Below are 17751 nucleotides of genomic sequence, written 5' to 3'. Positions count from 1 at the left end.
TCGGGTGATCAATAAGCGGGTCGATCCAGTCGAAGCTTTCTACCCAACGCCATTAGGCACACTGCAAACAAGTGGAACGTCATAATCTTTATAGTAATGAGGTAGTACCGGCAGGTGATGGACGTCAGCAAGAGCTGCGCTCGATCGCCAGGCTTCTACACCGCCAATCCTTAAAATGTCGGGTTGCCAGATGTCCAATGCGCTTCTTGCAATAAGCTCCTTTAATGGCTGCATATCGTATTCACGTTCTCCCATAGCCAGCGATATGCCGGTTTGTTGTTTTAGTGTTTTGTATCCTTCAAAATTCTGATGATGTAGGGGTTCCTCAAACCAGTAAATATTCAGTTCTCTGGCCTTGTGAGCCAACTGAATTGCTTCGGGTAATTGCATACCCTGGTTAGCATCCATCATAATGTTGATATCATCACCAACAGCGGCTCTAACCAATCTCAGGCGCTCTGCATCCGTTTTCCAGTTGGAAGAACCTACTTTTATCTTCACAGCTTTAAAACCACGTGCTTTGTAATTGGTCACTTCTTCAATCAGTTCATCAATAGAATAAGAGAGCCAACCGCCACTGCCATAAATAGCACATTGGTCTTTATGAACGCCCCACAATTTCCATACGGGCTGATCCAGCGATCTGGCCCATGCATCCCACATAGCAATGTTTATTGCAGCGGCAGCCCATTTGTTCAGCCCGTTAGCGCCAAAGTATTCCGACTGGTGATAGAGCAGTGCCTCTGCCTTACCTGTTTCAAAGGCTTCAAGCCCTTTAATATGTGGCAGCATATCTTTTAATGCGCCCAGTATAGCATTGGGAGAATATTGAAAAGACAAGAGATAGCTTTCGCCTGTAATGCCATTCTCCAGTTGCAGCCGCAATACGAGGAAAGATATTTCGTTCAAAGTATGCGTTGCATCTGAAATAGGTTTGGGAAGCCGCGCACTGGTTTTGAAAATTTGAAAGGATTTTACTTTTGTTGAAGAAATACTCATTGTGATATATAAAAATGATGCAATTATTTGTTGTAGAATTTCCAGTTGGTTTTGAAATCTTTTTTCAGATCCTGGTTTGTTAAAATAGCCCTAAGCATCTCAAGCGGCATACTATTTTCCCGGAGGATGGCATCGTGATATTGTTTGTAGGTCATTTTTTTGTATCTACCAATTCCTTCTTCAATGCGTAAAATTGTAGTCCTCCGATCATGTAAGCAATTTGATAGAGGGGGCCATATCCGCCTGTAAAAGACCGGCGCACTTCACCTTCCGCATTCGCTCTTTCATGGCCTACCCGGTCAACCAGGAAGTCGATACATTGTTGCGGAGTCCATTTGTTTAAATGATAATTTAAAGAGAAAATAATACGGGCGCAACGGTGCATACGCCAAAACAACATACCGATGCGATCTTCCGGTCCGCGGGGAAAGTTAAGGTCCCATAAAATAAATTCCCAGTACAGTGCGTTGCCTTCATGCCAGAATGGAGTGCCAAAATCGCGGTAGGTTTTATAACGATTATTCATAAAACCCTGCAAATGATGCCCGGCTATCAGTTCATGATGAACCGTTGCCCGCGAGAAATGAGGATTATTGCCCCGCATGCTCATTAGCTTATCATCATAAGCCATTTCATCGGTGGGATAGGAGATCATTAACGTTTCGCCTCCTAGAAAGAAGGGGCTTACCAGTTGTTGCTGCGGCGACATCATAGTCATGCGCCAGGTTTCTTCAGCAATAGGGGGAATGGTAACCAGGTCGTGTTTCTTTAAAAAATCGACCGACTGGTTGTATAACTCCAGCATCGCCGCTGGTTGTTGCCCCACCGGCACATAACTGTTCTTTACTTTTTCCTGTGCTGCTTTCCAATTAGCGCCAAAGCCCATTTCTTTAGAAGCCTTCAACAGCTCAGCGTCACACCAGGCAAATTCTTTGTTTGCAATATCTACCAGTTCTTCTGGTGTATAGGGGATAAATTCAAGTTTCAGCTGTCGTATCAATTCTTCGCGTCCTATAGGATTGCCAATAATACCGCTTCCATCATCTTTTTGAATACCATGGGTCGTTATTTTTTTGATAAGGCCGTAGCGTATACACCTAAAACACTATCCAGCGCATAATAGGTTTTAGGTACCCACCAGCTGAACATGGGATCGTAGCCGTTGTAAAAGTTGAAATAATTTTTCAGCAGGGTTTGTAGCGCTTTTGTTGATCCGGATGCGACCTGGGCTTGGTCTTTTTCAAGAGCCGGACTACCATCCAGTTTTTTTATCAGTGTTATTACTCCTTTGCGCATATCTTCCATCTCCTTCGCTATTTCCTCGCCTTTTACTGAAAGCCCGCGCCTGCGGGGTGTTTGCATCTGTATCACCCGGTTGGTGAATGGAAGTAAACCTGCGATTTCACTATAAGTTTTTTCTTCTTTTTTAATTGATATTGCTGGTCTTCCAGCTGGTTTTTAAATAACAGGTAATCTGCCTTACCATTAATATTCATGGTTTCAAAAGGCATATGCACAAGTTCCTGAATGTAGTTGTCTATCAGTTTTAACAGCCGATCTCGTCGTTCAGGTGTGTTAAAGCCACCTTCGCTACGCCATCCTTCGTTGCCGCCGTAAAAACGCATAATGCTTCCCTTGTCAGCCTGGTACCGTATCATAATATCATGCACTTCGCTGGTTTGGAGATAAAGAGAGTTGGCGTTTTGAGAAAAAGCAGTGCAGTATGCCAGCAGCAGGCAAATGGAGAGGAACCTTTTCATGTATAAAACTTTAGTAAGAAATGAAGATAAATGCTTCTTATTGAACAGAAATGTTTTTATTCGAAATGACGCAAAAAAATGCCGGTACGCTGTTTAAAGGCACCGGCATTCAAAATAGTTTTGCAGTCGATTAATCGAACAAGTCGGAAGAAAGGTACCTATCTCCTCTATCGCAAATAATACAAACGATAACCCCCGACTCCAGTTCTTTAGAAAGTTCGATGGCCGCATGTACCGCACCTCCGCTGCTCATTCCGGCAAATACAGCTTCTTCGCGGGCCAATCTTTTAGCCATGGTACGGGCGTCCGATTCGTCGAGTTCCATCACGCGATCAATGCGACTGCGATCAAAGATGGTGGGTAAATAGGCTTCAGGCCATTTTCGTATACCTGGAATGCTGGAGTTGTCGGTTGGCTGGCAGCCCACAATTTGTACATTGGGGTTCACTTCTTTCAGGTAACGGGAAACACCCATGATCGTACCTGTGGTACCCATCGAAGATACAAAATGAGTGATCTGCCCTTCGGTATCCTTCCATATTTCCGGCCCCGTTGTTTTATAATGCATACCCGGGTTATCAGGATTGCCAAACTGGTTGAGCATCAAATAACCACCCGATTTTAGTTTATCATTTGCATAGTCGATCGAGCCTTCCATGCCTCTTTCTTTAGGTGTAAGTGTGACTTTGGCGCCAAAAGCCTGCATGGTTAGCACGCGTTCCCTGGTAGCGCTTTCAGGCATTACCAGCTCAATATCTATTCCAAACAGGTTCGCGATCATTGCCAGTGCAATACCCGTATTACCGCTGGTGGCTTCAATTAAACGAGTGCCCGGTTTAATTTCACCGCGGTCCAAAGCGCCCTTGATCATACCATAGGCGGCCCGGTCTTTCACACTACCCCTGGATTATTTCCCTCCAGCTTGGCATATATTTTTACTTTATTGTTTACCGCTATTTTAGTTAGCTCTACTAAAGGTGTATTACCAATCTGGTCAAGTATTCCCGCCATTTTTTTATTTTGAATCGTTCAAAGATAAGTATGTTAATTTTATCGACTATCCTGCTTTTTAACCGTAGCTGTTCTTTTACCTCTCGCTTTTCAACCATTGCCCCATTTTCGCATCAATTTAAAAAAGTTATATTTACACCGATGGTGCATTTGCAGAACATAATAACAGAGGAGGTGGCAAAATCGTTCAGATCGATAGTGGGAAATGACCATTTTTTTGCAGATGAGGCATCTTTACAGCATTACAGCCGTGACGAAACGGAGACACTGAGCTTTGCTCCACAAGTAGTATTAAAGCCCGCTACGCCTCGGGAAATCAGTGATATTCTGAAAATATGCAATGAACGGCGCATCCCGGTAACGCCGAGAGGTGCGGGAACAGGCCTGACAGGTGGCGCACTGCCTCACTTAGGGGGTGTGGTAATATCTACCGAAAGATTGAACAAGATTTTAGATATCGACGAGCGTAATTTACAGGTAACCACCGAACCCGGTGTCATTACAGAAATATTGCAAAATGCTGTTGCTGAAAAAGGGTTGTTTTATCCGCCAGATCCTGCCAGCAAAGGATCTTGTTTTATAGGAGGGAATATTTCAGAAAATAGCGGTGGTCCCAGAGCGGTAAAATACGGAGTGGTGAAAGATTATGTGTTAAACCTGGAACTGGTGTTGCCCACGGGCGAAATTATATGGACCGGTGCCAATGTGCTGAAAAATTCAACAGGATATAATATTACACAGCTGATAGTAGGTAGCGAAGGCACCCTGGGCATTGTTACCAAAATAGTGTTACGTTTAATTCCCTTACCTAAATATGATTTGCTGATGCTGGCTCCGTTTGCCAGCCTGGAAAAAGCATGTGAAGCTGTAAGTGCTATTTTCAGGGCAGGATATACGCCAAGCGCGCTCGAGCTGATGGAGATCAACGCACTAAAGATCGTAAGCAGCATGGTAGACACTCATTCGATGCCGGTGAACGACCCAATAGAAGCTCATTTATTGATAGAAGTAGACGGTAACGATGCAGACGTATTGTTGAAAGAAATGGAGCAGATAGCCGGAGTAGTGGAGCAATATGAAGCCGGGGAACTTTTATTAGCTGAGGATGCACAACAAAAAGAAGCATTATGGAAACTACGCCGTAAAGTGGCTGAATATGTAAAAATGGCGGGCTATACCATTGAAGAAGATGCCGTGGTGCCCCGGGCCGAATTGCCCAAGCTTATTAGAGGGTTAAAAGCCCTGGGCCGGCAATATAATTTTGATGCGGTAGCTTACGGGCATGCGGGAGATGGTAACCTGCATATACGTATAAAAAAGGAGGGTATTCCCAATAGCTATCAAAATCCGGAAATGGATATTATTATACGGGAGCTGTTTCAATTAATAAAGCAGTTGGGCGGTACTATCAGCGGTGAGCATGGCATTGGACTGATACAAAAGGGATTTATGGATATTGTTTTTGAAGAAAGACAACTGCAGATCATGCGGGATATTAAAAAAGTATTTGATCCGAATAATATCCTGAATGCAGGTAAGATATTCGATTAAGATTGTTAAATTATTGATCTGGTTAACAGGGGTATACGGTCATTGTAAATATGTACTATTTTTACCGGTGGTAAAACTAAACAGATATAGATGAAGAAAATTTTTGGTATAGCAGGTATGTCGATGACATTGATGTTGGTATTAAGCGTAGCAGCTTTGGCGCAGAGCGAAGAAGTAAAAGTGAGAAATGCGAATGAAGGTCCGGAACCTACAGTGGAAAAAGGTTTTAAAAAAGACAACCTTTTTACCGGAGGTGGAGTAACTGCTTCCTTTTATTCAGGGGGATCTTTATTGGGGGCAAGTCCGGTCTTGGGATATAAACTAAACGATTACTTTGATGCCGGTGTGGTTTTAAACTATGTGTATACAGGGTCGAGAGATGTTTATGATTACAATGATAAATTAAGACAGCATGTATATGGTCCGGGTATTTTTGCAAGAGCTTACCCGATCCCATTTCTTTTTGCACAGGCACAGTTGGAGCACAATTTCACGAATGTGAATTACACCGCTTCCGGTTCGGGGAGAATTTCGGACAAATACAGCGCCAGCGCAACCTCGTTGTTATTGGGTGGCGGGCTTTCTACAGGACGGGCTAAAGGCGGAACCACTTTTTTTACTTCACGGTTCTTGCAGATGTATTAAGAAACAGGAACAGTCCTTATGTAGATCTTTCCAGGGATCCTAATACCGGCGGAGAGAGAGTTCGTATTGTACCTGTGTTACGTGCAGGGGTGAATGTGGGACTATTTCAGAAGAGGTACAATAGCTATGACCCCGAATACTAGCAGCTCACTATTAAATAAAATGGCATGGGTGTATTAAAACAACTGGCTGAATATCTTTTCCTGAAAAAGAAAGATCCCGACAGGCCTAAAAGCAGCTGGGTGGGGTATATGCACAATATTAACCGCCTCAGTATTTTACTGTTTATCATTTGTATGATCATATTGGCGATAAAACTATTGCGAAGCTGAGCCTATTATAATTGTAGCAGCTTTTGCTGAGGCATTACCACCCGCTCCCAGTATGTTGTGAAGCTGAGCATAATCTTCCCGTATCTGCAGCTGCTTTGTAGCATCGTTCAGTAATTTGTCGAGCTCAGCAACAAGATTGGTAACATTCATGTCCTGCTGTATCAGCTCCTTTACTACTTCCTTATCCATTATAAGGTTTACCAGCGAAATGTATTTGATGCTGATCACCCGTTTGGCTATCTGGTAGCTGATTTCAGAACCTTTATAGCACACAACCTCAGGCACCCCAAACAAGGCCGTTTCCAAAGTAGCAGTACCCGAGGTAACCAGGGCTGCCTTCGATTGCAGCAAAACATCGTAAGTGCGGTTGTTCACGACACTTACATTGGGGTACTGATTAGTATAAGTATGATAGAACTCGCTATCCAAAGAAGGGGCCTGTGCTACTACAAACTGGTAATCAGGATAGGCTTTGCTTACTTCAAGCATAACCGGTAGTTTCTTTTCAATCTCTTGCTTGCGGCTGCCGGGTAATAATGCAATTACAGGTTTTTCGTTTTTATTGCCTGCTGCGTCAGTTATTACGAGGTCAGATGGTTGTGCCTGCTTTCGGGCGATCTCCTCCATTAAGGGGTGTCCGACATAGGTTACATTCCAGTTCCATTTATCCTTAAAATAAGACTTCTCAAATGGTAATATTACAATCATCTCATCAATACATTGCTTCATCATTTTTACCCGGTTTTCCTTCCAGGCCCAAACTTGAGGAGAAATGTAATACACCACTTTTATCTGCTGTTCTTTAGCCCATTTGGCTATCCGTAGATTAAAGCCGGGGTAATCTATCAGCACCAGAACATCAGGTTTGAATGCAAGAATATCCTGTTTGCAGAATTTTAAGTTTTTTAGAATAGTACCCAGATTTTTTACCACTTCTATAAAACCCATAAACGCTAGTTCCCGGTAATGTTTTACCAGGGTGCTACCCGCTGCCTGCATCTTATCGCCACCCCAGCAACGTATATCGGCTGCCGGATCCTGTTGTTTCATAGCATGTATCAGGTTGCCGCCATGCAGGTCGCCCGATGCTTCGCCGGCTATGATGTAATATTTTTTCTGTTGACTCAAAGTTTCGTATCTATTTATTTATCTAAACTTCCAGGGCAGCTGATTTTCTTACTCAGATTTTCGCATGGATCTTTTAACGATCTTCTTAATCGGCGCTTTAACCGAACGGTCAGGCTTGTCCTTCCATTGCTTTTCCAGTTTCGCTTTAAGGTCATAATTGGTTAAATCAAACTGCACGGGAACAACACTCACGTAGTTATTAGCGAGCGCCCAAACATCACTGTCTCTTCCGTTATCGAAGTTGACAAACTCTCCGGTTAACCAATAGTATTTCTTGCCGCTGGGGTCTTTGCGCTCCAAAAACTTCTCCTGGTACTTAGCATAAGCCTGCTTGCAGATCTTATAGCCTTTTATTTCTGACAATGGAAAGTTGGGGATGTTTACATTCAGCAGAATATGTTTAGTTTGTTTATCTTTTAGCATTTTTTCAGTGATCACTCTCGCATAGTGCTGGGCCGCAGAAAAGTCAGCATTCATACTATGATCCATCAGTGAAAAACCAACCGCCGGAATATTCTCAATAGCAGCCTCCATGGCGGCAGACATGGTACCTGAGTAAATTACATTGATACTATGATTAGGACCATGATTAATACCACTCAGGCAAAGGTCTGGCTTACGATGCAATACTTTATCAACAGCCAGCTTCACACAATCTACCGGCGTGCCGGAGCAGGAGTAGGCATCAATACCGGGGAAGAGATCAGAGGGCTGCAAGCGAAGGGGATGACCGATGGTGATGGCATGCCCCATACCTGATTGAGGTTTGTCTGGTGCCACAATAACTATTTGTCCAAGATCTTTAACTGCTTCGTACAAAGCTCTGATACCAGGTGATGTAATACCATCGTCATTGGTGATCAGGATAACCGGTTTGCTGTTCTTTGCTTTTGCCATAGGAAGCAAATTTAACTGATAAGTTGGTAAGTTGAAAGGTTGGTTAGTTGGTCTCTCTTTACAAGTGCCCAACCGTTTGAATGGCTTGCGTGGTGATATACAGGTTGAGCAATACACTCCGGCACAAACAGTAGCTTATTTAACGTAATAATTGTAAAAAAATGATTTGCTAATAATTTGATAAAGTGAAAAAGATACCAACCTTTTCGATTTCAAACGGCGTCTATTAATCAAAGCGCTTTACAAAAAATTGTAAACCCGTCCCACCCTTTAAAAGGGAAGACATTTAAAATTAAAGATCATGAAAAAGTTCATTTTTGCTGCGTTAGTGATTGCCGGTTTTAGCTTAACACAAAGTGCCAGTGCACAGGTTCGCATTAACATCAATATCGGTAACCAGCCGGCATGGGGACCAGTAGGCTACGATTATGCGCGGTACTATTACCTGCCTGAGTATAATGCTTATTATGATGTGGCGAGCGAGCAGTTTATTTACCCTAACAGGCGTAGCTGGGTTTACGGGCGGTCTTTACCTGCATCTTATGGACGGGTAAACCTTTACAATACTTACAAGGTAGTAGTAAACAGAAATTATGAACCTTTCCGTGATAACAGACGCGATATACAGAACTACGGAAGGTACAGGAATACACATAACCAGGTAGTGATCCGTGATAGCCGTGAGTATAAATATTATGAAAGCAAGTATCACCCTAAACATAAAGAATGGAATAATGCACGTAATAACAACAGCCGTAACAATGACAGGGAGTATGTAAAAAGAGGGCGCAGATAGTTTTCAAAATAAATAGTTGGTTAAAGTCGCTGAAAAGCGACTTTTTCTTTTTTATTTTTTGGCAGATTCGTTTTAGAATAGTTACTTTGTATTTCAAAGTGCTTTTATGAGTCAGGAGTTAAAAGACGACTTACAACATATCCGGAAAATGATGGAGCAATCCTCCCGGTTTATTTCGCTCAACGGCTTATCGGGTGTGGCTGCCGGTATTATAGCTTTGGCAGGTGCTTTAGCTGCTTATTACATTCTTCAGAAAAACAGTATCGATTATTTTCAGGACTATAGTGGAGTTGGTAGAACAGGTGTGGTTACACAGTTAACCCTTCTCGCGGTAACGGTTCTTATAGCTGCTGTTGGCCTGGGCATTGCGCTTACGGTAAGTAAAACAAAGAAGCAGGGGCATAAGATATGGACCTCCACTACCAAAAAATTATTGATTGCTTTATTTGTTCCATTGGTTTTTGGAGGTTTATTTTGCCTGGCTGCAATGTATCATGGCCACTTCATCATCATGGCTCCTTTAATGTTGGTATTTTACGGACTGGCATTAATAAATGCAGGCCGGTATACTTTTTCGGATATACAAAACCTGGGCTATTGTGAGGCCTTTTTAGGTGTTATTGCGATGTTTATACCGGGTTACGGACTGGTGTTTTGGGCACTGGGTTTTGGGGTGTTGCATATTGTATACGGTTTACTGATGTATAAGAAGTATCGGTAATACTATTAATTTCTGTGATGAGCTTACTAGAGCATTTAAATAAGGATTTCGAAAGCAGGGTGAGGCTGGGTATCATGTCGGTTCTGGTAGTAAACGACTGGATCGATTTCCTGGAGATGAAAGATCATTTGCAGGTGACAGATGGTAACCTGGCCAGCCATATTAATGCGCTGGAGCAGAAAAAATATATCGAAGTGAAAAAGGAGTTTGTTGGTAAGAAGCCTAAAACCTCTTATAAGGCTACAAAAGCGGGAAAAGAAGCATTTGAAAAACATATTAACGCTTTGGAAAAACTATTAAGAGGATAGTCCTTTTTTTGCGCAGTAACTTTGAATTGCAAAGTGCTTTTAAATTTAAAATATGAAAAAGAATTGTTTCTTCCTTATTTCGGTGATTGTTTTTGTAGCATTATTCTATAACCAAACCCCCGGATTAAATCTTAGCCTTTTTGGTCTGATGACCTGGCTATTCCTGCTAAATATAACACCTGCTGTAAAACGTACTCCCATGTTTTGGCTACTTTCTGTAACCAGTCTTTTATCTGTTGGGGCATTTGCCTGGTATGGAGATTTCATCAGTTTTGTAGCGTTATTCTTATCCTTATTGCTGGTTGGGTTTAAGGCCTTTTATCCGAGGCTGAACGTTTTGGTATTGCCCTTTAATACGGCCTTCAATTATATAACTTTCGTCTTTCGCGTATTAACGCCACAGAAATGGCTGGGTGTCCGGTTGTCTAGCGATGGGTTGCTCAAAAAAGCAATCAGTTATGTGCTGATCCCGGGTATATTGGTCGCTATTTTCATAGGTGTGTATACCGCCGCCAGCGACAAATTTGCTTCTTTGTTTATGATAAATCTGGAGTTCGATTTTTTACAATTGGCAGTGTTAACAGCACTTGGTTTTTTCCTGATGTTTAATTTTTTCTATTCATCGGTACCCAAAATATTTATTGCATATAATGGCTTTCTGAAAGATGATTTTTCTGAAGGTTTTGTACAAAGAAGACATAAAGGTTTTCATTTGCTGGATGTAGTTTCCCAAAGACGCAGCGGAGAAATCTCGCTGGTACTTTTGAACCTTGTGTTGATTTTCTTTATCATCATTTACGGAATAGAACAGTTTGGAGCAGCCACTTCATCAGGAAACTTAAGCAGCGAAGTGCACGAACGTGTATATGTGCTCATCCTCTCAATTGTTATGGCCATTGCGGTTATTATGATCTACTTCCAGGGACTGCTCAATTTTGACCTACAATCCGGCCTGCTTAAAAAGCTGTCCTTTGTATGGATTGCCCTTAATGTATTATTGATATTAACTGTTTTTTTAAGAAACCTGGAATATGTAAATGCCTACGGTCTTACTTTTAAAAAGGATAGGTGTATTTATATTTCTTTTGCTTAGTTTGTTTGGGCTTTTTGCCACCTGGGTTAAACTAAAAAGCAAAAAGACAAATATATTTTTAATCAACAGGATGATCTGGGCCGCTTTCTATGTGCTGGTAATAAGCAGCTTTATCAATTGGAGCTGGATCGTAACGAAATACAATACCCGGCATTTTGCTAACCCCGATTGGCAATACCTCGAGTCGTTAGACTACAATAAAGCGTTGCTTAACAGGATTTACATCGAAAAAGGAATGGATAGAAAGACGCTGGTTGAAGGTGTTTATAAGAGGCAGCCCCAACCATTTTTATCTACAAGTTTATACTGGCTCACACTTAGCCTGTAGCTTATCAGCAAAGCCAACACTTACTTGTACAACTTGCCGGTTCGTGGAGGCTTAGCAAGCGTCTACAAACCGGCAATAATCGTCGGTTTAAGAGATGATTATTGTAAATAATTCTATTTCTGAAACAAAAAGATTTTATCGAATAGGTAAAACTTCGATGCTTTTAGAGCGCTATTTAGCTATCGTTATTTTTACTTTTTTACCTTTTATTTTTTCGTTTTTAATAAGCTCCAGTGCAATGCCAATTTTAGATTTTCGCACTGCAGCAAATGCCATAAAGTCTTTTACTTCTATCAGGCCTATTTCATCTTTTTTTAGCTGGGCCTTCTGCAATAAAAATCCTACAATGTCAATTTTATTGATCTTGTCTTTTTTGCCCGCGCCAATGTACAGGGTGCTCCATTTGGGCTTGTCTGGAAAAGAAAGGGTTTCGGTCAATTGTAGCGGCGTTTCAGATGGAGTAAAATACTCAGGCATTTTTTCACCGTCAGAATAAATAACATATACATTTCCTGTGGCTCCGTTTCTGGCAGTGCGTCCGTTACGATGGGTAAAGGACGCTTCGTCGGCAGGCAGATGGTAGTGAATGATGTTGCGAATATTGGCTACATCCAGGCCCCGGCTGGCAAGATCTGTGGTTACCAGAATATCTGAACTGGTATTACGAAATTTAGTGAGTGCCACTTCTCTTTCCTGCTGCTCCATGCCGCCGTGGTAGAATACATTGATTAAGCCTTTGTCAGTCAAATATTGACTGGTTCTTTCTACGGAGTCCCTATGGTTACAAAATATAATGGTAGACGTATTTCTTACGTAACAAATCAATTGAAGTAAAGTCTCCAGTTTATCTTTATCAGGAGAAAGTACGGTCTTGATGTCAAGTGCCTCTGCTGTTATTGCGTCACCGGAAAGAAAGTTGAGTGTTTGGGCTTGCTCCATTTTTAAGAAATCGGGAATCGTTTCAGAAAACGTTGCAGAAGTAAGCATACGTTTTTTTACTGCAGGCAATGCTTCAATAATAAACTGCATTTCTTCCAAAAACCTAACTCCAGGCTTTTATCAAATTCGTCTAATATCAAATACTGGATTTCCGATAAATCGATATTTTTCCGGCGGATATGATCTGTCATGCGCCCGGCAGTAGCTATAATGATGGCCGGTGGTTCTATCAAACTATTTTCTTCAATTTCTCTTTTATGTCCACCATAGCAAGCCAATACTTTAAAACCTGTTTGCATTTGTTTCAATACAGCTTCTATCTGCAAAGCCAGCTCCCGGCTGGGTACGAGGATCAATGCCTGTGCCAGGTTTATATCAGCTTTAAGCGTAGCTAGCATCGGTAACAGAAAGGCCAGGGTTTTGCCTGATCCTGTATTGGATAAAAGGATCATGTCATGATGCGTTCCGGCAGCAGCAATGGTAGCCAACTGCATATCATTCAGCTCTTTTATTTTTAAATTACGTAAATAGGCATTCGTATTATTGATCTCATTCATCCGGCAAATCTAAACTAATTTAAAGGGAATAAGAGTTTCGCCTTTAGGTAATACTATCTCTAATAGATATACCTGGCCGCATAGTCATGATCATCAAACGCAGTAATAGTCCCCATTGTCGGGAGACATTGCTGCGACATAAACGAATGATCAGGTAAACCGGTTTACTGTACCACTTTATTGGCACAGCAGGAACTTGCAAAAGCTTCGGGCTTGGCTTTAAAAGAGAAGCCCATTCCGGTTATATAACCGATCGCTTCTTTTAGCGCGTCATTGCTTTTGTACAAAGGGCTGGTATTGATGTCTACATGCACTTCCATATCAATACTATGATCGGAAAAGACATTGCTTAAATGATAAGCCACATCAATACTTTTTGCTACTTCAGTCATCATGCGTTGTTTAATACTCATTCTTTCGCGCGTGATTTCGTTATTTAAAAACATAAAGCCACCACGGCCTTTACGAACGAAAACGATCACTGTAGCAAATTCTGTTTGGGAGCCTTTTACCTGGCTGTCGGTGCCAATGCACACTTTAAGCGTGTGGCCTAATTCTTTTTCGCGGAGTATGGCGCCATGTACCTCGTCTGCAATGTAGTTCTTGAGGTACTCGCCCGTCAACTTCCTCCATTGTTTTGTTTGATGCTGCATGGAAATTAGTGTTTCACAACGTTATTATTTATTCGTTATATAAAGCAAATAAACTTATGCACAGCATGTGAATGGGCAAAGCATACATGATATGCATGGGGTTTATTACTCAGGATAAGTGCTAAAATTAGGAAGCTTTGCGGCTCCGTTATATTAAGATTATATTACCAGCTATAAATTCTCGCAGACCTATTGCCTGGTGCAATGTGGTAGCGCAGCATTTAGAACAGGGTATATTGCTGCCCAGGCCTCTTAAAACTGTTTAGGTTAAGACCTGTGCGGCCTTCATTCATATGGTATAATCTGCCGTATTTAGCATACTGCTGGGCTACTATATCCGCAATGCTACCTTCTCCGCGCATGCGCAAACCCCAGCGGCTATCGTTTACTTTCCCGTTATGGCTTTGTTCTATCAGGTGCCATATTTTGTCTGCTCTGTCAGGAAAATTTTTATACAACCAATCATGAAATAAAAACTTGATCGCTCCGTTTAACCTGATAAAAGTATAAGCGGTAAATGTGGCGCCGGCATCCGATGCGGCTTTCATGATCCGCTGCATTTCATGTTCATTTAAGCCAGGTATCATAGGTCCCATCATGATGCCCATAGTAACCCCTGCCTTGCTTAGCTCCTCAATTACTTTTAAGCGCTGCGTAGCTGTGGTAGTACGTGGTTCCATAACCCTACGCAGGTCTTCATTGAATGAGGTAATAGAGACCATGGCTCTCACCAGGTTTTTCTGAGCCATTTCCTGCAATACATCTTTGTCATTTAAGATGCCCGAATTTTTAGTGAGAATGCCCACAGGCTGGTTAAACTCGTTACACACTTCCAGCAAGCCCCTGGTTAAGCGGTATTTTTTTCTGCTGGTTGATAGCAATCAGTATTGCCGCTTAGCATAATAGGCATCACTTCCCATTTGGGGTGCATGAGTTGCTTTCGCAACAGCTGGGGCGCATTTTTCTTTACAATGATCTTTCTCTCAAAATCTAACCCTGCGCTGTAACCCCAGTATTCATGCACATTACGGGCATAGCAATAAATACAGCCATGCTCACACCCGGCATAAGCATTCATGCTATAAGCCATCCCCACATCCGGACTTTCTACTTTGTTAACGATCGTTTTAGCTTCCTGCTCAATGTACTGGGTAGCCAGGTTGGGCTCATCCCAATCGTCAATACCTTCCACATGTTCTTTCACGCGCTCATCTTTCAAAAAGCGATTACGCGTATTGATCTGTGCCCCGCGTCCCTGCAGGTATTGCTGCTCTTCTTTTTTGAAGACACCGCTACTTTAAAATGATCTTGTTTTAATTTCTTGTCCATTGGTTAGGTACTTGTTTTAATAGGTGCGAGAATGCTCCTTAGCTGTCAAAAAGCATAGCCTGGGAGGCGCCCACCTGCATTCCCTGGAACTCAAATCTGCTGACCAGCTCATACTTTTGATCCGGCGTTGCTCTTCGCAGCAAAACCATTGCGTTGGCAATAAACCTGCCGCTGAAGGTTTGATGGCTATAAGCCAACCACCCTTGCTCGTACTGCCAGGGCTTTAATCTCCGGGCGATAGTTATATGCGGCTCCATAATAAAATGAGGCTTATTGTCTTTGTCCATTTTCATTAAAACCTGTAAATGGGTACGGATGTTTTTTACAAGGTTTTGCAGGGTGCTTCTCGAAACCACGTTTATAAAAATAGTGTGGGATGGAAAAGACCCATAATCCTGGAGATCAATAGCGATGGGAGAGATCTGCATGGAGACGGTGCGCAGTTTTTGAACAATACGACTTTCAAAGCTGGTGTATTGCTTATAGTTCACAAGGGTAAGGTGTGGTTTTCCCTTAAGCGCTTCCGGGGCTTTGTATTGATCATAAAAAGCCTTTTTGATGTTGGTGATAACATTACTCAGATCTTTGCGGGGTTCAATTAATAATAGGTATTCAGCAACGGCCGGTGTTTTAATATCTGCGAGCATAATCAAATTTTAAAACTAAAAATATTAGTACAATATTACTAATAAAATTAGTAATTCGAAGAATTAGTTTTCAACATATCAAAGCATGCAGCTGCAATCTTTAATTAATAAAGATGGTAATGAAGTAGTGTTCGCGATAAAATAAAGAAGGGAAATCGGGCGGGTATAGCAGCCTATTAGTTGGCCTTTGCCGGTACGATCATTTCAAACTCAGGTATGAGCACCTGAAATTTTTTACGGAGGTCCAGGTTTTCCATTTCATAAACGCCTTTCATTTTGCCCATATCGGTGCTGAGGTTGCAACCGCTCATGTATTGGTAGCTTTCTCCGGCCTGTAATACCGGCTGTACGCCAACAACGCCCTCGCCTTCTACTTCCCTGTATACACCGTTGCTGTCAAATATATTCCAGTGGCGGCGCAGGAGTTTTACGGGATGGGGGTTGTAATTTTCAAGAGTGATGCGATAAGCAAACATATACTCGTGCTGCAGCGGATTGCTGTATTCAGGTTGATAAAAAACCTCTACATTCACCATTATGCCTGCTGAGATCATGCTGCTCATGAAAAGTGCGTTTTCGTAAAAATAGTCATTTTTACTTTATTTTTTTGATAAACCTCATCTTAATCTAAAGGATTTAATTGATGACCGGCAAAGATGAGAGAATGCAAAAATAATCAACCACCCGTTTTTTTCGTATTCATATACCCGTTTTTCAGGAACCATTGAAGTAATTTATCCCGGTGATCCCCCTGTATAATAATTTCACCGTCCTTGGCCGATCCCCGGTGCCGCAAAAGGATTTGAGCTTTTTACCTAACTCTTCAAGATCTTTTGCAGTACCTGCAAAGCCTAATACCACAGTGGCAGTTTTACCGCCTCTGTGTTTGGTTTCCAGCTGCAGCCGTATTTTTTGCGCAGCGGGCGCCAATGTAACAACTTCTTCAGTATCCTTATCCAATTTGAAATCGGGGTTGGTGCTGAATACAAATGGACTATTTGATTTATTTTTTGACATGGGTTCTGGTTAAGAAGTTACTCATTACTCACTACTCATCATTTGCTAAAGTACTGCTTTTAAACTCAGGTCCAGGCTTTTGGCCTGGTGTATTAAGCCGCCTACGCTTACATAGTCAACGCCTGTCGCTGCGTAGCTTTCAATGGTTTCGAGATTGATGCCACCGCTGGCTTCTGTTTCAAAACGCCCTGCGATCAAATGCAAAGCTTCAGTAATTTGTTCGGTTGTATAATTGTCCAGCATTACCCTGAAAACTTTTTCCGCTCCAATGGCTATTACTTTTTTACATCTTCTATGGAGCGGGTTTCCACTTCTATTTTAATATCCAGGTTGTTGCTTACTACGTAGTCATAAGCCTTGTTAATGGCCTTTTCTATTCCTCCTGCATAATCAATATGGTTATCCTTTAACATGATCATATCGTATAACCCAAACCGGTGATTGACGCCACCACCGATACGCACGGCTTCTTTTTCAAGCAACCTGAAATTGGGCGTGGTTTTACGGGTATCCAGCAGCTTCGTTTTATAACCTTTGAGCTTATCTGTATACTGTTTGGTAAGCGTGGCAATACCACTCATACGCTGCATGCAATTGAGCACCAGCCTTTCACACTGCAGTATGGTATGTTCATGTGCAGCTACTTCAAAAGCTTTTTCTCCGGCGAACATAGGCTCGCCATCCCTTTTAAACACTTCAAAACTGCATCCCGGTTCCTTATGCTCAAAAATAAACCGGGCAACATCTACGCCTGCTAAAACACCGTCCTGTTTGATCTTTAACACTGCACTTCCCTCTTCCTCTGCGCTAATGCTGGAAAGGGTAGAATGGTCGCCGCTGCCAATGTCTTCTGCTAATGCTTCGTCTACCAGATGTTTTAGTTTTTGCTGAAATTCCTGTGTCATAATACGTGCAAGATAAATGATGCTTTTTAAATGAGTGCTATTGCATCTGCCAAACGTAAAAGCCGTTTTGATAGTAACTCCCCTGTGTTCTTATTAAAAGCAAAATGCCTCCCATGCAGAGAGGCATTGCCAAAA

The 17751-nt window shown here is 42.1% G+C and carries 24 protein-coding genes and 1 pseudogene; 8 read left to right on the top strand and 17 right to left on the bottom strand.

The features are described from left to right. Positions 1-39: 39 nt before the first annotated feature. From MKP07_RS01950 to cysM, 6 genes are all read right to left on the bottom strand, one after another. Positions 40-999 (bottom strand): mandelate racemase/muconate lactonizing enzyme family protein, encoded by a 960-nt coding sequence (locus MKP07_RS01950; RefSeq protein ID WP_240844758.1) that lies wholly within the window; start codon positions 997-999, stop codon positions 40-42. 23 nt (positions 1000-1022) lie between these two features. After that, positions 1023-1154 (bottom strand): hypothetical protein, encoded by a 132-nt coding sequence (locus tag MKP07_RS37500; protein WP_262919114.1) that lies wholly within the window; start codon positions 1152-1154, stop codon positions 1023-1025. Then, a complete protein-coding gene (locus tag MKP07_RS01945) occupies positions 1151-1999 on the bottom strand; it encodes a DUF885 family protein (RefSeq protein WP_240844757.1) in 849 nt (282 codons plus the stop codon). The genes MKP07_RS37500 and MKP07_RS01945 overlap by 4 nt, the downstream gene beginning before the upstream one ends. A gap of 65 nt (positions 2000-2064) precedes the next feature. Next, positions 2065-2361, bottom strand: a complete 297-nt coding sequence (locus MKP07_RS01940) for a hypothetical protein (RefSeq protein ID WP_240844756.1) — start codon at positions 2359-2361, stop codon at positions 2065-2067. 5 nt (positions 2362-2366) lie between these two features. Next, entirely contained in the window at positions 2367-2759 is a 393-nt protein-coding gene (locus MKP07_RS01935) for a hypothetical protein (RefSeq protein ID WP_240844755.1), read from the bottom strand. Positions 2760-2889: 130 nt separating this feature from the next. After that, the gene (gene cysM, locus MKP07_RS01930) at positions 2890-3654 is read right to left on the bottom strand and encodes a cysteine synthase CysM (RefSeq protein ID WP_240844754.1); all 765 of its coding nucleotides are present in this window, start codon (positions 3652-3654) and stop codon (positions 2890-2892) included. 257 nt (positions 3655-3911) lie between these two features. Between cysM and MKP07_RS01925 the strand changes: the two genes are divergently transcribed. The 3 genes from MKP07_RS01925 (at position 3912) to MKP07_RS01915 (ending at position 6298) form a co-directional block, all read left to right on the top strand. After that, the gene (locus MKP07_RS01925; RefSeq protein WP_240844753.1) at positions 3912-5321 is read left to right on the top strand and encodes an FAD-binding oxidoreductase; all 1410 of its coding nucleotides are present in this window, start codon (positions 3912-3914) and stop codon (positions 5319-5321) included. A 90-nt stretch (positions 5322-5411) separates the two neighbouring features. Beyond that, complete coding sequence (locus MKP07_RS01920; RefSeq protein ID WP_240844752.1) at positions 5412-5966, top strand: hypothetical protein; 555 nt, start codon at positions 5412-5414, stop codon at positions 5964-5966. A gap of 167 nt (positions 5967-6133) precedes the next feature. After that, positions 6134-6298, top strand: coding sequence for a DUF6728 family protein (locus tag MKP07_RS01915; protein WP_240844751.1), 165 nt, complete (start codon positions 6134-6136; stop codon positions 6296-6298). On the opposite strand, the gene lpxB is transcribed toward MKP07_RS01915, so the two are convergent. Together lpxB and surE are read right to left on the bottom strand one after the other, a co-directional pair. Then, positions 6284-7426, bottom strand: a complete 1143-nt coding sequence (lpxB, locus tag MKP07_RS01910) for a lipid-A-disaccharide synthase (RefSeq protein WP_240844750.1) — start codon at positions 7424-7426, stop codon at positions 6284-6286. The genes MKP07_RS01915 and lpxB overlap by 15 nt on opposite strands. Positions 7427-7474: 48 nt before the next feature. Next, positions 7475-8323: a 5'/3'-nucleotidase SurE gene (surE, locus tag MKP07_RS01905; protein WP_240844749.1), complete on the bottom strand. Its 849-nt coding sequence runs from the start codon at positions 8321-8323 to the stop codon at positions 7475-7477. A gap of 301 nt (positions 8324-8624) precedes the next feature. On the opposite strand from surE, the gene MKP07_RS01900 reads away from it, so the two are divergent. The 5 genes from MKP07_RS01900 (at position 8625) to MKP07_RS01880 (ending at position 11569) form a co-directional block, all read left to right on the top strand. Beyond that, entirely contained in the window at positions 8625-9119 is a 495-nt protein-coding gene (locus MKP07_RS01900; RefSeq protein ID WP_240844748.1) for a hypothetical protein, read from the top strand. Positions 9120-9225: 106 nt separating this feature from the next. Next, on the top strand, positions 9226-9840 hold the full coding sequence (locus MKP07_RS01895) for a hypothetical protein (RefSeq protein WP_240844747.1): 615 nt from the start codon (positions 9226-9228) through the stop codon (positions 9838-9840). A gap of 17 nt (positions 9841-9857) precedes the next feature. Further along, positions 9858-10148 (top strand): winged helix-turn-helix domain-containing protein, encoded by a 291-nt coding sequence (locus MKP07_RS01890; protein WP_240844746.1) that lies wholly within the window; start codon positions 9858-9860, stop codon positions 10146-10148. A gap of 52 nt (positions 10149-10200) precedes the next feature. Then, positions 10201-11241, top strand: coding sequence for a DUF4153 domain-containing protein (locus MKP07_RS01885; protein WP_240844745.1), 1041 nt, complete (start codon positions 10201-10203; stop codon positions 11239-11241). Then, positions 11186-11569: a DUF4153 domain-containing protein gene (locus MKP07_RS01880; protein WP_240844744.1), complete on the top strand. Its 384-nt coding sequence runs from the start codon at positions 11186-11188 to the stop codon at positions 11567-11569. The genes MKP07_RS01885 and MKP07_RS01880 overlap by 56 nt, the downstream gene beginning before the upstream one ends. A 171-nt stretch (positions 11570-11740) precedes the next feature. On the opposite strand, the gene MKP07_RS01875 is transcribed toward MKP07_RS01880, so the two are convergent. From MKP07_RS01875 to nadC, 9 genes and pseudogenes are all read right to left on the bottom strand, one after another. Next, positions 11741-12556, bottom strand: a complete 816-nt coding sequence (locus tag MKP07_RS01875) for a helicase-related protein (RefSeq protein ID WP_240844743.1) — start codon at positions 12554-12556, stop codon at positions 11741-11743. A gap of 8 nt (positions 12557-12564) precedes the next feature. Further along, on the bottom strand, positions 12565-13065 hold the full coding sequence (locus MKP07_RS01870) for a DEAD/DEAH box helicase (RefSeq protein WP_240844742.1): 501 nt from the start codon (positions 13063-13065) through the stop codon (positions 12565-12567). A gap of 164 nt (positions 13066-13229) precedes the next feature. Continuing rightward, positions 13230-13718 (bottom strand): ribonuclease H-like YkuK family protein, encoded by a 489-nt coding sequence (locus tag MKP07_RS01865; protein WP_240844741.1) that lies wholly within the window; start codon positions 13716-13718, stop codon positions 13230-13232. A 221-nt stretch (positions 13719-13939) separates the two neighbouring features. Beyond that, complete coding sequence (locus MKP07_RS01860; protein WP_240850613.1) at positions 13940-14548, bottom strand: SPL family radical SAM protein; 609 nt, start codon at positions 14546-14548, stop codon at positions 13940-13942. 17 nt (positions 14549-14565) lie between these two features. After that, positions 14566-14937: a radical SAM family protein gene (locus MKP07_RS01855; RefSeq protein ID WP_240844740.1), complete on the bottom strand. Its 372-nt coding sequence runs from the start codon at positions 14935-14937 to the stop codon at positions 14566-14568. A 148-nt stretch (positions 14938-15085) separates the two neighbouring features. Then, positions 15086-15694 carry a 2'-5' RNA ligase family protein gene (locus MKP07_RS01850; RefSeq protein ID WP_240844739.1) on the bottom strand — a complete coding sequence of 203 codons (609 nt, stop codon included), beginning with the start codon at positions 15692-15694 and terminating at the stop codon, positions 15086-15088. A gap of 176 nt (positions 15695-15870) precedes the next feature. Beyond that, entirely contained in the window at positions 15871-16257 is a 387-nt protein-coding gene (apaG, locus tag MKP07_RS01845; protein WP_240844738.1) for a Co2+/Mg2+ efflux protein ApaG, read from the bottom strand. A gap of 151 nt (positions 16258-16408) precedes the next feature. After that, a complete protein-coding gene (locus tag MKP07_RS01840; protein WP_240844737.1) occupies positions 16409-16711 on the bottom strand; it encodes a translation initiation factor in 303 nt (100 codons plus the stop codon). A 45-nt stretch (positions 16712-16756) separates the two neighbouring features. After that, positions 16757-17616: pseudogene (gene nadC, locus MKP07_RS01835) on the bottom strand (carboxylating nicotinate-nucleotide diphosphorylase). Positions 17617-17751 lie beyond the last annotated feature (135 nt).

Origin of the sequence: Paraniabella hibiscisoli (assembly GCF_022512515.1) — a bacterium.
Taxonomy (GTDB): Bacteria; Bacteroidota; Bacteroidia; order Chitinophagales; family Chitinophagaceae; genus Niabella; species Niabella hibiscisoli.
This window is presented reverse-complemented; position numbering and strand designations above follow the sequence as displayed.

Excerpts from the sequence above, each read along its gene's own strand:
- MKP07_RS01920 (WP_240844752.1), top strand. The coding sequence starts at position 5,412 with ATGAAGAAAATTTTTGGTATAGCAGGTATGTCGATGACATTGATGTTG.
- apaG (WP_240844738.1), bottom strand. The coding sequence starts at position 16,257 with ATGAGCAGCATGATCTCAGCAGGCATAATGGTGAATGTAGAGGTTTTT.
- MKP07_RS01925 (WP_240844753.1), top strand. The coding sequence starts at position 3,912 with ATGGTGCATTTGCAGAACATAATAACAGAGGAGGTGGCAAAATCGTTC.
- MKP07_RS01900 (WP_240844748.1), top strand. The coding sequence starts at position 8,625 with ATGAAAAAGTTCATTTTTGCTGCGTTAGTGATTGCCGGTTTTAGCTTA.
- MKP07_RS01880 (WP_240844744.1), top strand. The coding sequence starts at position 11,186 with ATGCCTACGGTCTTACTTTTAAAAAGGATAGGTGTATTTATATTTCTT.
- MKP07_RS01840 (WP_240844737.1), bottom strand. The coding sequence starts at position 16,711 with ATGTCAAAAAATAAATCAAATAGTCCATTTGTATTCAGCACCAACCCC.
- MKP07_RS01850 (WP_240844739.1), bottom strand. The coding sequence starts at position 15,694 with ATGCTCGCAGATATTAAAACACCGGCCGTTGCTGAATACCTATTATTA.
- MKP07_RS01935 (WP_240844755.1), bottom strand. The coding sequence starts at position 2,759 with ATGAAAAGGTTCCTCTCCATTTGCCTGCTGCTGGCATACTGCACTGCT.
- MKP07_RS01885 (WP_240844745.1), top strand. The coding sequence starts at position 10,201 with ATGAAAAAGAATTGTTTCTTCCTTATTTCGGTGATTGTTTTTGTAGCA.
- MKP07_RS37500 (WP_262919114.1), bottom strand. The coding sequence starts at position 1,154 with ATGACCTACAAACAATATCACGATGCCATCCTCCGGGAAAATAGTATG.
- MKP07_RS01895 (WP_240844747.1), top strand. The coding sequence starts at position 9,226 with ATGAGTCAGGAGTTAAAAGACGACTTACAACATATCCGGAAAATGATG.
- MKP07_RS01940 (WP_240844756.1), bottom strand. The coding sequence starts at position 2,361 with ATGCAAACACCCCGCAGGCGCGGGCTTTCAGTAAAAGGCGAGGAAATA.
- MKP07_RS01890 (WP_240844746.1), top strand. The coding sequence starts at position 9,858 with ATGAGCTTACTAGAGCATTTAAATAAGGATTTCGAAAGCAGGGTGAGG.
- MKP07_RS01870 (WP_240844742.1), bottom strand. The coding sequence starts at position 13,065 with ATGAATGAGATCAATAATACGAATGCCTATTTACGTAATTTAAAAATA.
- MKP07_RS01950 (WP_240844758.1), bottom strand. The coding sequence starts at position 999 with ATGAGTATTTCTTCAACAAAAGTAAAATCCTTTCAAATTTTCAAAACC.
- MKP07_RS01875 (WP_240844743.1), bottom strand. The coding sequence starts at position 12,556 with ATGCTTACTTCTGCAACGTTTTCTGAAACGATTCCCGATTTCTTAAAA.
- MKP07_RS01865 (WP_240844741.1), bottom strand. The coding sequence starts at position 13,718 with ATGCAGCATCAAACAAAACAATGGAGGAAGTTGACGGGCGAGTACCTC.
- surE (WP_240844749.1), bottom strand. The coding sequence starts at position 8,323 with ATGGCAAAAGCAAAGAACAGCAAACCGGTTATCCTGATCACCAATGAC.
- MKP07_RS01915 (WP_240844751.1), top strand. The coding sequence starts at position 6,134 with ATGGGTGTATTAAAACAACTGGCTGAATATCTTTTCCTGAAAAAGAAA.